12 protein-coding genes are annotated in these 12,766 nt (G+C 72.7%); 5 read left to right on the top strand and 7 right to left on the bottom strand.

Annotated features, from left to right (window positions below; all coding sequences use genetic code 11):
- Positions 1-26: 26 nt before the first annotated feature.
- Entirely contained in the window at positions 27-599 is a 573-nt protein-coding gene (locus tag ACH4EB_RS15855) for a TetR/AcrR family transcriptional regulator (protein WP_398348018.1), read from the bottom strand.
- 176 nt (positions 600-775) lie between these two features.
- On the opposite strand from ACH4EB_RS15855, the gene ACH4EB_RS15850 reads away from it, so the two are divergent.
- Positions 776-4,198, top strand: coding sequence for a S41 family peptidase (locus ACH4EB_RS15850; protein WP_398348017.1), 3,423 nt, complete (start codon positions 776-778; stop codon positions 4,196-4,198).
- Positions 4,199-4,271: 73 nt separating this feature from the next.
- The gene (locus ACH4EB_RS15845; protein WP_398348016.1) at positions 4,272-4,907 is read left to right on the top strand and encodes a hypothetical protein; all 636 of its coding nucleotides are present in this window, start codon (positions 4,272-4,274) and stop codon (positions 4,905-4,907) included.
- 184 nt (positions 4,908-5,091) lie between these two features.
- Here the strand turns inward: ACH4EB_RS15845 and ACH4EB_RS15840 are convergent, their stop codons facing one another.
- The 3 genes from ACH4EB_RS15840 to ACH4EB_RS15830 are packed head-to-tail and all read right to left on the bottom strand — an operon-like array spanning position 5,092 to position 8,548.
- Complete coding sequence (locus ACH4EB_RS15840) at positions 5,092-5,973, bottom strand: SDR family oxidoreductase (protein ID WP_398348015.1); 882 nt, start codon at positions 5,971-5,973, stop codon at positions 5,092-5,094.
- Entirely contained in the window at positions 5,970-7,022 is a 1,053-nt protein-coding gene (locus tag ACH4EB_RS15835; RefSeq protein WP_398348014.1) for an alpha/beta fold hydrolase, read from the bottom strand. Before ACH4EB_RS15835 ends, ACH4EB_RS15840 begins: the two co-directional genes overlap by 4 nt.
- Entirely contained in the window at positions 7,022-8,548 is a 1,527-nt protein-coding gene (locus tag ACH4EB_RS15830) for a flavin-containing monooxygenase (protein WP_398348013.1), read from the bottom strand. Before ACH4EB_RS15830 ends, ACH4EB_RS15835 begins: the two co-directional genes overlap by 1 nt.
- Before the next feature lie 277 nt (positions 8,549-8,825).
- On the opposite strand from ACH4EB_RS15830, the gene ACH4EB_RS15825 reads away from it, so the two are divergent.
- On the top strand, positions 8,826-9,575 hold the full coding sequence (locus ACH4EB_RS15825) for a MerR family transcriptional regulator (protein WP_398348134.1): 750 nt from the start codon (positions 8,826-8,828) through the stop codon (positions 9,573-9,575).
- Between the two features lie 69 nt (positions 9,576-9,644).
- Here ACH4EB_RS15825 and ACH4EB_RS15820 read toward each other — a convergent pair whose 3' ends face one another.
- The 3 genes from ACH4EB_RS15820 to ACH4EB_RS15810 form a co-directional block, all read right to left on the bottom strand.
- Positions 9,645-10,817 carry a methyltransferase domain-containing protein gene (locus ACH4EB_RS15820; RefSeq protein WP_398348012.1) on the bottom strand — a complete coding sequence of 391 codons (1,173 nt, stop codon included), beginning with the start codon at positions 10,815-10,817 and terminating at the stop codon, positions 9,645-9,647.
- 206 nt (positions 10,818-11,023) lie between these two features.
- Positions 11,024-11,209, bottom strand: a complete 186-nt coding sequence (locus ACH4EB_RS15815; RefSeq protein ID WP_398348011.1) for a hypothetical protein — start codon at positions 11,207-11,209, stop codon at positions 11,024-11,026.
- Entirely contained in the window at positions 11,206-11,412 is a 207-nt protein-coding gene (locus ACH4EB_RS15810) for a hypothetical protein (protein WP_398348009.1), read from the bottom strand. Before ACH4EB_RS15810 ends, ACH4EB_RS15815 begins: the two co-directional genes overlap by 4 nt.
- A gap of 198 nt (positions 11,413-11,610) precedes the next feature.
- Here ACH4EB_RS15810 and ACH4EB_RS15805 point away from each other — a divergent pair, with 198 nt between their 5' ends.
- Both ACH4EB_RS15805 and ACH4EB_RS15800 read left to right on the top strand, forming a co-directional pair.
- Positions 11,611-12,447 (top strand): Scr1 family TA system antitoxin-like transcriptional regulator, encoded by an 837-nt coding sequence (locus ACH4EB_RS15805; protein ID WP_398348008.1) that lies wholly within the window; start codon positions 11,611-11,613, stop codon positions 12,445-12,447.
- Positions 12,444-12,653, top strand: coding sequence for a DUF397 domain-containing protein (locus ACH4EB_RS15800; protein WP_398348007.1), 210 nt, complete (start codon positions 12,444-12,446; stop codon positions 12,651-12,653). The genes ACH4EB_RS15805 and ACH4EB_RS15800 overlap by 4 nt, the downstream gene beginning before the upstream one ends.
- Positions 12,654-12,766: the final 113 nt, after the last annotated feature.

Here is a 12,766-nt window from a genome sequence, read left to right as displayed (position 1 = left end):
TCCGGCCTGGGGGCGGCCGGGCCCGGTCAGACGCCGAGGGCGGGGAGAACCACGGCGTCGACGTAATCGGTGAGGAAGGCGCGGTTCGGGGGCCGGTCCTCGATGAGCTGCTGGGCGACGAAGGCGCCGATCATCATGTGCGGGACGTAGCCGAGCGCGGGGCGGTCGGCGGGGATCTCGCCGCGCGCGACGGCGCGCGCCAGCATCGCGTCCAGCCCGTTGATCTCGGGCCCGATGAGCAGATCGCGCAGCGCCCGGTGGAGGTCCGGGTTGTCGTGCGCGGCCCGTACCAGGCCCCGGATCAGCGCGGAGTCCTGTTCCATCCGGCAGTCGTCGTCGCGGGTGGCCATCGCGCGCAGGTCGCCGCGGAGGCTGCCGGTGTCGATGTCCGCGAGCCGGACGGGCTTGTGGTGGTCCAGCGCCTTGGCGACCAGTTCGGGCTTGCCCTGCCACTGGCGGTAGAGGGTGGCCTTGCTGGCGCGGGTGCGGGCGGCGACGGCGTCCATGGTCAGGGCGTCGTAGCCGACCTCGCGGAGCAGGTCGAGCACGGCCGCGTACAGCTCGGCCGCGCGCTCGGGGGTCAGCCGACTGCGCCCCATCGCGGCACACCTCCTCGGCGCGTTCCGGTGAACGAAACGGTTTCGTACAGCTTCGGTACGGCTCGACCGTACTCCCGGCCGCAGCGAAACGGAAACGTTTCGATGGTGGTGTGCGTCACGGGGTCGCCGGGCGCGGCCGAGTTGCCCCGGCCCGCCCACGCCGAAAACATGGGTGCGTGAGTGACGGCGCGTATCTCCGGTTCCCGCATCTCCACGGCGAGATGCTGTGTTTCGCCGCCGAGGACGACCTCTGGGTGGCACCGCTGACCACCGACGGCGGCAGTACGCCGCGGGCCTGGCGGCTGACGGTCGACCGCACCCGCATCAGCCACCCGCGGTTCTCCCCGGACGGCAGACACATCGCCTTCACCACCTGGCGCAGCCTCGACCCGGAGATCCACCTCGCCCCGGTCGAGGGCGGCCCGGCCCGCCGCCTCACCTATTGGGGGAGCACCGACGCCCGGGTCTGCGGCTGGTCCCCGGACGGCCAGATCCTGGCCGTCTCCTCACACGGCCAGCCCTTCTCGTACTACTCCTGGGCCTACAGCGTCCCGACCGACGGCAGCCCCGGCGGCCGGCTGCCCTGGGGGCCGGTCTCCGACATCGCGGTCGCCGACTTCGACGCGGACGGGCACCGGCTGGAGGGCGACGGCCATCCGTACGGAAACGTCGGCGACGGCGGCGCCTGGGGCGGCCACGACGACTCGGTGGACCGCAAGACGCTGCTGCTGACCGGCAAGCCACCGCACGAACCCGCCTCCTGGAAGCGCTACCGCGGTGGCGCGATGGGCCGGATGTGGCTGCACGGCACCCGGCTCTTGCCGGACCTCCGCGGCCACCTGGACGCGGTGATGTTCGTCGGCGACCGGATCGCGTTCCTCTCCGACCACGAGGGCATCGCCAACGTCTACTCCTGCGCGCCGGACGGCACCGACCTGCGGCGGCACACCGACCACGCCGACTTCTACGCCCGGCACGCCGCCACCGACGGGCATCGTGTCGTCTACCAGTGCGGCGGCGACCTGTGGCTGGTGGACGACCTGAGCCCCGGCGGCGAGCCGCGCCGCCTCCAGGTGCGCCTGGGCGGCCCGCGCGCCGGACGCCGGACGTACCAGATCCCGGCCGGATCGCACATCACCTCCCTGGCCGTGGACACCACCGGGCGGGCCAGCGCCGTCGGCGTCCGCGGCAGCCTGTACTGGCTCACCCACCGTGACGGCCCGGCGCGCACCATCCACGACGAGCCCGGGGTACGCGTCCGGCTGCCCGAGATGCTCGGCTCCACCGGCCGCATCGCCTACATCACGTCCGCCGCGGGCGACGACGCGATCGAGATCGCCGACCTGCCCAAGGCCGGCATCCCGCGCGAGCCGCGCCGCCTCGCGGCCGGCCGGCTCGGCCGCGTCCACGAGCTGGTCTCCGCGCCGGACGGCGAACGCCTGGCGGTGGCCGCGCACGACGGACGGCTGCTGCTCGTCGACGTCTCGCCGGACGGCGACGGCGCGGGGCAGGTCACCGAGCTGATCAGGTCGGCCAACGGCCCGGTCCGCGACCTGGCGTTCTCTCCCGACTCCGGCTGGCTGACCTGGTCCCATCCCGGTATCGGCCGGGCCCTGCGGCAGATCAAGATCGCCCGGCTGCCCGGCAGCGGCAGCGGGGACGGCGAGGGCGCCGCCCGTACCGTCGTGGACGTCACCAACGGCCGCTTCGAGGACGAGCAGCCGGTCTTCACCCGCGACGGCCGCTATCTGGCGTTCCTGTCCTGGCGCGGGTTCGACCCGGTCTACGACGTGCACACCGGCGACCTGTCCTTCCCGCTCGGCTGCCGCCCCTACCTCGTACCGCTGTCCTCCGCGACGCCCTCCCCCTTCCAGCTCTCCGCCGACGGGCGGCCCGCCGCGGGCGGCCTGGACCCGGCGGAGGCCCCGGTGACGGCCGAGGGCACGGCGCTGGTGGAGGTGGAGGGCCTGGCGAGCCGGGTGACGCCGTTCCCGGTCTCGGCGTCCAAGTACTCGGCGCTGCGCCCGGTCGCGGGCGGCGGGCTGGTCTGGCTGCGCTGGCCGATCTCCGGCGCGCTCGGCGAGACCTTCGCCAACCCCGACAACACCTCGGGCCAGCCGACGCTGGAACACTTCGACCTGGTCAAGGCCAAGCGCACCGAACTGACCGGCGCCATCGACTCGTACGCGCTCAGCGGCGACGGCACCCGGCTGGTCGTCAACGACGAGGGCGACCTGCGGGCGGTGCCCGCGACCGAGCCGCCCGACGGCGATTCGACGGTCCACCTGGACCCGCGGCGCATCCTGCACGACGTGGACCCGCCCGCCGAGTGGCGCCAGGCGTACGACGAGGCGGGCCGGATCATCCGCGCGTACTTCTGGGACCCGGGGCTGAGCGGCGTCGACTGGGACGCGGTGCTGGCCCAGTACCGGCCGCTGGTCGAACGGGTCGCCTCCCCCGACGAGTTCGCCGACCTGATGCGCGAGGTGCTGGGCGAGCTGGGCACCTCGCACGCGTACGTGACCGCGGGCAAGCGCAACGAGGGGCCGCCGCACTACCAGCGCGCGATCGGCCTGCTCGGCGCCAACTTCGTGCTCCGGGACGGCTACTGGGTGGTGCGGCGCATCCTGCCCGGCGACTCCTCCGACTCCCGGGCCCGCTCCCCGCTGGCCGGTACGGGCATCCGCGAGGGCGCCGCGCTCACGCACGTGGACGGCCGCCGGGTCGACCCGGTGGCCGGTCCCGGCCCGCTGCTGGCCGCGGCCGGCGGCACCACCGTCGAGCTGACCTTCTCCCAACCCGTCGCCCACCACCACCCTTCAGGGGAAGGCCCTGCGGGCCCCTTCCAATGGGAGGGCGGCGGTCCGTCGCGGCGGGTGGCGGTGGTCCCGCTGATCGACGAGCGGCCGCTGCGCTACCAGGACTGGGTGGCCAAGCGCCGCGCGGTGGTGCGCGAGCTGAGCGACGGCAGGTGCGGCTATCTGCACATCCCCGACATGGGCGGTTCCGGCTGGGCGCAGTTCAACCGCGATCTGCGCATGGAGGTCTCGCGGCCCGCGCTGATCGTGGACGTGCGGGGCAACGCCGGCGGCAACATCTCCGAGCTGGTCGTCGAGAAGCTGACCCGCACCATCGTCGGCTGGGACCTGACGCGCGACGCCCAGCCGGTCAGCTACGCGAGCAACGCGCCGCGCGGCCCGGTCGTGGCCGTCGCCGACGAGATGACCTCCTCCGACGGCGACATGATCACCGCGGCGTTCAAGCTCCAGGGCATCGGGCCGGTGGTGGGCCTGCGCACCTGGGGCGGCGTGGTCGGCATGACCGGGCGGCACCGGCTGGGCGACGGTACGTACATCACGGTGCCGATGAACGCCGCGTGGTTCGAGGCGTACGGCTGGGGCGTGGAGAACCACGGCGTGGAGCCGGACATCGAGGCGCCGCGCTCCCCGCTGGACTGGGCGGAGGGCCGCCACCCGCAGCTCGGTGTCGCCGTCCGTACCGCGCTGGACCTGCTGGAACGCCATCCCGCCGCGACGCCGCCCGACCTGTCCGGCGTACCGGACCGGCGGCGCCCCGAACTGCCGCCCCGCAGCGGCTGACGGCCGGCCCGGGGAACGGCCGCCGACAGGAGCGAGACCGCACACCGACAGGAGCACCTGCATGGCAACCCCTATGGCTACCCACATACGCACCGCGTCACCGTTCGTCACCGGCCTGGTGACCGCCGCCCTCGCCACCACTGCCCTCGCCACCGCCGCGGCACCCGCTGCCGCCGCCCGGCCCGTGCCCTCCGCCCCCTCCGCGCCGCCCGGCCGGGCCGAGACGACCCACCTGGTCTTCGACAAGAACCGCCGCGATCCGTCCGCTTCCCGGCTGCGCCTGGTGCAGTCCGGCACCGGACGGGTGCTGGCCGAATACCGCGCCGGCTCCGGGCAGGGCGGTGCGGCGGGCCGGGACGAGTGCGCCAGGAACCAGGGCTGGCTGCCGGACGGCACGTACCCCGTGCTCTCGCACACCACCCGCAAGAAGGGCGGGCGCGACGGCATCAACGGGTACGCGATCCGGATCGCGGACAAGGTGTGCCGGGACGGCCGCACCCAGCGCACCGCCCTGTTCCTGCACAGCGAGATGCGCCCGGACGGCACCCAGGCCGCCGCGCAGCCGGGCCGCGACAACCCGTACCGCTGGGACGGCGACGTCGACTACCGCTCGCTGGGCTGTGTGAAGCTGGCGCCGGCGGACATCAAGCACCTGTTCGCGGAGGCGCGGCGGTACGGCCGGCCGACGTCCCTGAAGGTCGTCAAGTAGCCGCCTGTACATACGATTTCGAGGGGTGCGCCCGCCGATACGGGCGCGCCCCTCACCCACGCGGTGGGCGGTCGACCCCCGAAGGCGTCCGGGCGCCCCGCCCGGCGTCCGCGGCCTGCTGACGGCCCCGCTCCTCGCGGTCGCGCCCCCCCCGCACCGCGGCACGAGGCCGTCCGGGGCCGGCTCAGTGATCCGCGCGCACCTTCTCGTCCGCCTCGCCACCCGCGCCCACCAGCCCCATGCGCATCCCGTCCAGCCGGTCACCGAAGCGGCGCATCTCGCGCTGCCCCACCGTCCCGATGAGGGACGGCAGACAGCCGCGGACCGACTGCATTCCGCGCAGCCACCACTGCCCGTACACGTGCGGGGAACGGCGCTCGATCCCCGCCACGATCCGGTCCACGGCCGGGCCCAGCGGGTACGTCCTGTTCGTCGGCCAGGGCAGCCGTTGGCGCAGCTCGCGCATCAGGTCGTCCTGGTCGGCGCCGCGCACCATGTCCGTGTCGGTCCAGCTCAGGTAGCCCACGCCGACCCGTACGCCCTTGTAGCCGACCTCGGCCCGCAGGCTGTGCGCGAACGCCTCGACGCCGGACTTGGAGGCGCAGTACGCGGTCATCATCGGCGCCGGGGTGATGGCGGCGAGCGAGGCTATCTGGAGGAAGTAGCCGCGCGATTCCATCAGGACCGGCAGGAACGCCCGCCCCGTGACGGCGCCGCCGATGAGGTTGACCTCGATGACCCGCCGCCAGGACACCGGGTCGGAGTCCACGAACGGGCCGCCGGTGGCCACCCCGGCGTTGGCCACCACGATGTCCACCTTGCCGAACCGCGCCTTGACCTCGCGGGCCACCTCGGCCATCGCCTCGTGGTCGGTGACGTCGGCGTGCCAGTGCGCCGCCTCGCCGTGCAAGGAGGCGGCCACCCGGGCCAGTTCCTCCGGCTCCAGGCCGACCAGGGCGAGGGTGGCGCCACGGGCGGACAGTTTGCGGGCGAGGAGTTCACCGACGCCGCGGGCCGCGCCGGTGACGACGGCGACCTGCCCTTCCAGGCTGGTGCGTGTGCTCATGCGGTCTTCTCCTCGGCGGTCGTGCCGGCGGTGGCCTCGGCGGCCGCGCCGGCGGTGGTCCCGGTGGTGGCCTCGGCGGGGGTCCCGGCGACGGCCCCGGTGGCGGCCTCGGCCCTGCTCCCGGCGGCCGCCTCCGTGTCGGTCAGGTGGTCCCGGACCAGTTCCCGGATGCGGCCGATGACCGCGTCCGGCTCCTCGATGGGCGTCATGTGCCCGGCGCCCGGCAGTTCGGTCAGCCCCAGGAACCGGGGCAGTACGGAGGCCAGCCGCCGGGAGTGCACGATCGGGGTGAGCCGGTCGGCGGTGCCCGCGATGACGGCGGTCGGCACGTCCAGCCGCGCCGCGCCGCCGGTCAGGTCCAGTCCGGCGAGGACCTTGCCCCACTTCGACCGCACGCCCACCTGACAGGCGTGCACGATGCGCGCGCACGCCTCCACCTGCTCGGGGGTGGCGGCCGGACCCATCGTGGCGTACTTCAGGATTCGCTTGGCAAGCGCGGTGACCGGGCCGAGCGGCGCCCGCGACCCGAGGACGACCTGGTGCGCGACGCGCCGTCCGCCCGGCGAGCGCAGCGGGATCACCAGGGACTCCGCCGTCAGGTTCGCGCTGCCGGTGCTGCACAGCAGGACGGCGGCGGCCCGCTCCCGGAACTCCGGGCGCTCGGCGGACGCCATCATCGTCATGCCGCCCATGGAGTGCCCGGCCAGGACGGCCCGCTCCCCCGGCTCCAGCGCGGCGCCGAGGACGGCCGTCAGGTCGTCGGCGAGCGCGGTGGTGCTGTAGCCGCGCGGGCCCACCGCCGGGGTACGGCCGTGCCCCCGCTGGTCGTAGACGACGACCTTGTGGTCGGCGGCCAGGTCCCGTACGACCGGGGCCCAGAAGGCGGTCGAGCAGGTCCAGCCGTGCGACAGGACGACGGCGGGCAGGCCCGGGGTGTCCGGCCCGTGGACCGCCACGTGCAGGCGGGACCCGTCGGCCGAGGTCGCGGTCAGCTCCCGGCGCGGTGCGGGCGGCGCGTACCGTCCGTGGGTCATGGGCGTCGGTGCCATCACGCCACCGCCTTCGCGCTCTGCCCGGTCCGCTCGCCCGCACGGGCCGCCGGGACGCGCAGCACCTCGTACTCCGCGAGGTCCACCTCCCGCGTCACCTTGCGGAACTCGGCCGTCGTGCCGGGCCAGACGGTGGTGTTGCGGCCGTTGGCGTCCAGGTACCAACTGTCGCAGCCGCCGGTGTTCCACACCGTGCGCTCCATCCGCCGCTGGACGCCGCGCGTCCAGGCGTGCACCGCCGAGGGCCGGGCGTTCAGGGCGATCTTCCGGCCCAGCACGTCCAACTGCCGCATGAAGTCGACCAGGTAATTGAGCTGCGACTCGATCATCAGGATCATCGAGCTGTTCCCGAGGCCCGTGTTGGGCCCGATGATGGTGAGGAAGTTGGGGAAGCCGGCCGCGGTGGCGCCGCGCAGCGCCTCCATCCCGTCCTTCCACTCCTCCGCGAGGGTCGTGCCGTTGGCGCCGGTGACGCGGTGTGCGATGGGCATGTCGGTGACGTGGAAGCCCGTACCGAAGACGATCGCGTCCGCCTCGGTCTCCGTACCGTCCGCGGCGACCAGCACGTTCCCCCGGACTTCCGTCAGCCCGCTCGCCACCACGTCCACATTCGGCCGGGTGAGCGCCGGATAGTACGTGTTGGACAGCAGGATCCGCTTGCACCCGATCCGGTAGTCGGGCGTCAGCTTGGCCCGCAGCGCCGGGTCCTTGACCGCCCGCTTCATGTGGCCCTTGGCCAGGCCCTCGATCAGGCCCAGTTCGCCGGGACGCTTCGTGAAGGCGCTGACCTGCAACTCCCTGATGCCCCACAGCAGCCCGCGGCGCACGGCCCGGGTCGCCGGGAGCCTGGCGTGCAGCCGGCGCTCCAGGCCGCTGATCTTCCGGTCGGCGCGCGGCAGCACCCAGGCCGGGGTGCGCTGGAAGAGGGTGAGCCGGTCGACCGTCGGCTGGATGGACGGCACGATCTGGATCGCCGAGGCGCCCGTGCCGATCATCGCGACCCGCTTGCCGCGCAGGTCGTAGTCATGGTCCCAGCGCGCCGAGTGGAACACCTTGCCCGGGAAGGAGTCCAGCCCCGGGATGTCCGGCACCTTGGGGTCCGACAGCGGCCCGGTCGCCGAGACGACCACATCCGCGGTCAGCGCGCCCCGCGCCGTCTCCACCTCCCAGTGCAGCTCCTCCCCGTTCCACCGCAGACTGCGCACCTCCGAGTCGAACCGGATGTGCGGCCGCAGCCCGAAGGTGTCGGTGACCCGCTCCAGGTACGCGCGGATGTGCGGCTGCCCGGAGAAGCTGCGCGGCCACTCGGGGTTGGGCGCGAAGGAGAACGAGTACAGGTGCGAGGGCACATCGCACGCGCATCCCGGATAGCTGTTGTCACGCCAGGTGCCGCCCACCGAGCCGGCCCGCTCCAGGACCACGAAGTCGGTGATGCCCTGGCGTCGCAGCCGTACGGCCGCCCCCAGACCACCGAACCCCGATCCGATCACCGCCACCCGTACGTGCTCGTGTTCGCGCTCGGCCATGCCGCCGCCTCCCGAGTTCTCGACCGTCGGAACGTCAAACCGCTGCCTTAATCGCGCCAGCAATCACTGGCACGATTGGAGGGTAGGACACGTACGTACCGAGCGGTAGGGGGTACGCGGCGGGAAGTTACCGCTGGTTGCCCCTCGGCCGGGTCCCGGGCGGGCCCCATAGGGTGAACCCGTGGCAGAGAACAGCAACGGCGCCCCCGCCCCGGACGACGCGGCCCCGGACACCACCGGCCACCCCGGCTCCGGTCCAGGCCCCCGCGAATTCCGCATGGCCGACCTGGCCAGGGAAGCCGGCATCACCGTCCGCACCCTGCGCTTCTACCGCGAGCGCAAACTCATCCCGCCACCGCGCCGCGAAGGCCGCATCGCCTGGTACAACGAACACCACCTCGCCCGGCTGCACACCATCGCCGGCCTCCTGGACCGCGGCCACACCCTCGGCGGCATCGCCGAACTCCTCTCCGCCTTCGACAACGGCCGCGACGTCGGCGAACTGCTCGGCCTGGAGGACACCCTCGTCACCCCCTGGTCCGAGGAGACCCCCGTACGCCTCACCCCCGAGGAACTCGCCGACCACTTCAAGGACGACGTCACCCCGGAGAACCTCGCCGCCTCCCTCGACATCGGCTACCTGGCCGTGGACGGCGACGAGTTCGTGCACATCAGCCGCCGCCTCCTCGACGCCTCCACCGAACTCGTCGCCAACGGCGTCCCGCTGGCCGTCGTCCTCGCGGCGGGCCGCGAGGTCCGCACCCACGCCGACGCCCTCGCGGACCTGTTCATCACCGTGATCCGCACCCACGTCCTCTCCGACGTCCTCAGCCGCGCCGCGGCAGGCGAGCCCCTGGACCCCACCGAGGTGGCCCGCATCACCCGGACCATCGAAAAACTCCGCCCCATCTCCAAGGGCATCGTCGACGCGGAACTCTCCATGGCGATGGACCGCCGGGTCCGGGCGGAACTGGAGACCTGGCACCGGGAGCGGGGGGACGAGTCCCATCGGGAGGACGGGTCCTGAACGGAAGGGCGAGTCTTGAACGGAGGACGAGCCTTGACCGGGAGGACGCGGGAGCGCCGGGAAGCCCCCTCACGGTTCCCAGGACTCCCCCGACCCATCCAGCCAGACCCGTTCACCCGCCGCGGTGACGGTCAGCCCGAACCGCTCGTGGCCGGGCCGGTCGTGTGCCACCCACCACCGGTACGCCGCCTCCGCCTCGTCCCAGAGCCGACGGGCCCCGTACTGCCGGACGCGGGCCTTCGCGCCGTCCCGGAACTGCGTGCACGCCCACGACCGGTCGCGCAGCCCGTAGCACCACACCGGCCGGACCCCGTCCCGCTTCTCCGCCTCCACCAGCAGGCAGTCGGGCACCCGCAGCCCCACCGCGAACCGCTGCGGTCCGAATCTCCCGCCGAGGAACTCCGCCTCCGTGACATCCGTCGAGGTCTCCCAGCCTTCGGCCACACTCCCCCGTACGTACTCGCCGTGCACCACCGGCGGCAGCCGCTGCGTCCGCAGTTTCATGAACTCCACCGGCCCGGTGAACCGCCCCGAAGCGCTCCGCCCGTCCTCCGCGACCACCAGGCGGGCCACACCGTCCGCGTTGCTGAAGTGCGTCCCCCAAGGCGCCACGACGACCCCGCCGGGCCGGCACTGCTCGACCCAGGCCCACGGGAAGCGGCGGAGCCCGCAGGTCCCGATGATCCGGTCGTACGGGGCGCCTTCCGGATACCCCCGGAACCCGTCGCCGTGGACGACCCGGACCGAGCTGCCGAACGCCTCCAGGGCCGTACGGGCCCGGTCCGCCAGGGCCCGGTCCACTTCCATCGTGACCACCCGCCGCTCCCCGGCCCGGTGGGCCAGCAGGGCGGCGTTCCACCCCGTGGCCGTACCGACCTCCAGCACCCGGTCACCGGTACGGACGTCGAGATCCCGGAGCATCCGGAAGACCACCGACGGCATGGACGCCGAACTGCTGGAAACCTTCCCCGGTTCCGTACCGGCGTGCCGGCCGTCGTCCCACTGCGTCACGACCGGGCAGTCGGCGTCGGCATACGCCTGCCACCGCTCCGGCTCGTCCGCCCGGGATACGGCCACACTGCGCCCGGCCTCCATGTCCCACGGCCACATGAGCTCCGGCAGAAAGGCCGCCCGGGGCACCGCCACGAACGCGCCCGCCCAGTCGTCGGACATCGCACCCCCCGCCCTGAGGGCCCGCCCCAACTCGATGCGGGCGGGGCGCTCCTGACGTGCGTTTCCCATGGTCACGCGACCTTGGGCGGATTGGGCACACCGGGACCACCGTCGGGGATGGGTGGCTGGTGAGGCCCGGGACAAGGCTCGCCGGGGAGATTGTCGCCCCCGTGGCTGTGGGTGATCGCCGTCATCATGCGGGTACCTCCAGGCGGTTGTGCGGTCCGCGGCCGCGGGTTCACGAACGGGTCTTACTGCGGGTTCACGAATGCGTCTTACTGCGGCCGGTCATCGGTGCCGACCGGCGGGACACCGTGGTCGGGATGCCGCCGGATCAGGACCCGGCAGTCCGTCGCCCTGGACCGGTCCCCGGCCTTCAGCGCGACGGCCAGGGCGCGCGCCAGCTCCGCGCACCCCGCACACTCCACGGTGGCATCCCGGGCCCGGGGCGAGGCCGTCATACCCGGCCCTCTCGCCCGTGCGGATGACCGGCGATGACGCCGTTGCAGCTCAGTACGGCCAGCGGTCGGCCGTCGGCCCGAGCGGGCTCCCGGTCGCCGTGGGCGGACGCGCACACGTCACAGCCCGGTACGGGTACCGGCTCCAACTCCGCGTCGGCGCCCGGCCCTGCTGTGGCCACGCCGGCCTTTTCTCTGATGCCCATGGAGAGCCCTTCACCTGTTCCCGGTCCGCACACTTACTCAGTGCGGCCAACTGGTCACAGAGTGGCGCAACCACCAGTAGTCTGGGGAGTGTTCGGACGACCAACCTGAGAGTTGACCGGCCCGGCATATGCGCGCGCCGTTGACCACCGGAAACGGCCTCGCCGACAGCCATGACCAGACCTTGAGTCGGGGGAATCGTGGGCATCGCGGACGAAGAAGCTGACAGCTCGAAGGATCCACGCCGAGTGTTCGCCGAAGAGTGCCGAAGCGCGCGGGAACTGTACGGACCGCACGCACTGACACAGGACGGCCTGGCCAGACTGCTACGCACCTCCAGAAGCACGATCTCGCGCATCGAGACGTGCCAGGGCCCGATTCCTCCAGCCATCCCGCCCCTGCTGGACGAAGTATTCGGCACGGACGGGAAGTTCAAGCGGCTGTACGAGGAGGCAGTGGCCGCCTCCTTCCCCACGCTCTACCGGCGGCGCATGGCTCTGGAACGCGCCGCTGTGGCCATCCGGGAATGGTCGCCGACCCTCGTTCCGGGATTGCTCCAGACCGCTGACTACGTGCGCTACCTGTTCAAAGGCGCTTCCCCGCGAGCCGGCGCGAAGGAGGTAACGGCGTTCGTGAACGACCGACTGGCGAGGAAAGCCCTACTCGACGGGGACATGCCTCCGGACGTTCGCGTGGTGCTGTGCGAGTCAGTGCTGCACCGCCACTTCTGCCCTCCCGACATCATGCGGCGACAGTTGAAAGCCTTGCTCGACGCCGGATCGCGGCCCAGCGTTCGTGTACAGATCCTCCCCTTGGACGCCCCTGCGCACCTGTTCATCGACTGGCCGGTAACGCTCATCACCTCCCCCAGCCACACCGTTTCCGTCTGTGTGGAGAACTATCGAACCGCTGGCATCGTGGACGACCCGGACTACGTTCGAACGGCGCTGCGAACCTACGATGAACTGACCGGCGACGCTCTGTCCGCACGGGAGAGTGCGCGTCTGATCGCTGAGCAGATGGAGAAGCTGACGTGAAGAACGTTCCGACCCGGTGGGTCAAATCCAGCTACAGCAGTCCGGAGGGCGGCAACTGCCTGGAGTGGTCCCCCGCCGCATGCCTAGCGACCGGCAGCGTCCCGGTGCGCGACAGCAAGAACCCGGAGGGCCCCATACTCACCCTCTCCCCCAGCGCGTTCGCGGAGTTCATCGCGGGCGTCAAGGGCGGCGCGTTCTCAGGCTGAGCCGCCCCCTTCGTCTCGACACCACGCCATGGGATGCGGCCCCGCAGATGGCCCGCATCCACCCCACCGCGCGGTAGGTCTTCCGCGTACTGTCGTCCCTCCACCGGCGCAGC

It is taken from the genome of Streptomyces sp. NPDC018045, from assembly GCF_044327445.1.
Classification (GTDB): Bacteria; Actinomycetota; Actinomycetes; order Streptomycetales; family Streptomycetaceae; genus Streptomyces.
This window is presented reverse-complemented; position numbering and strand designations above follow the sequence as displayed.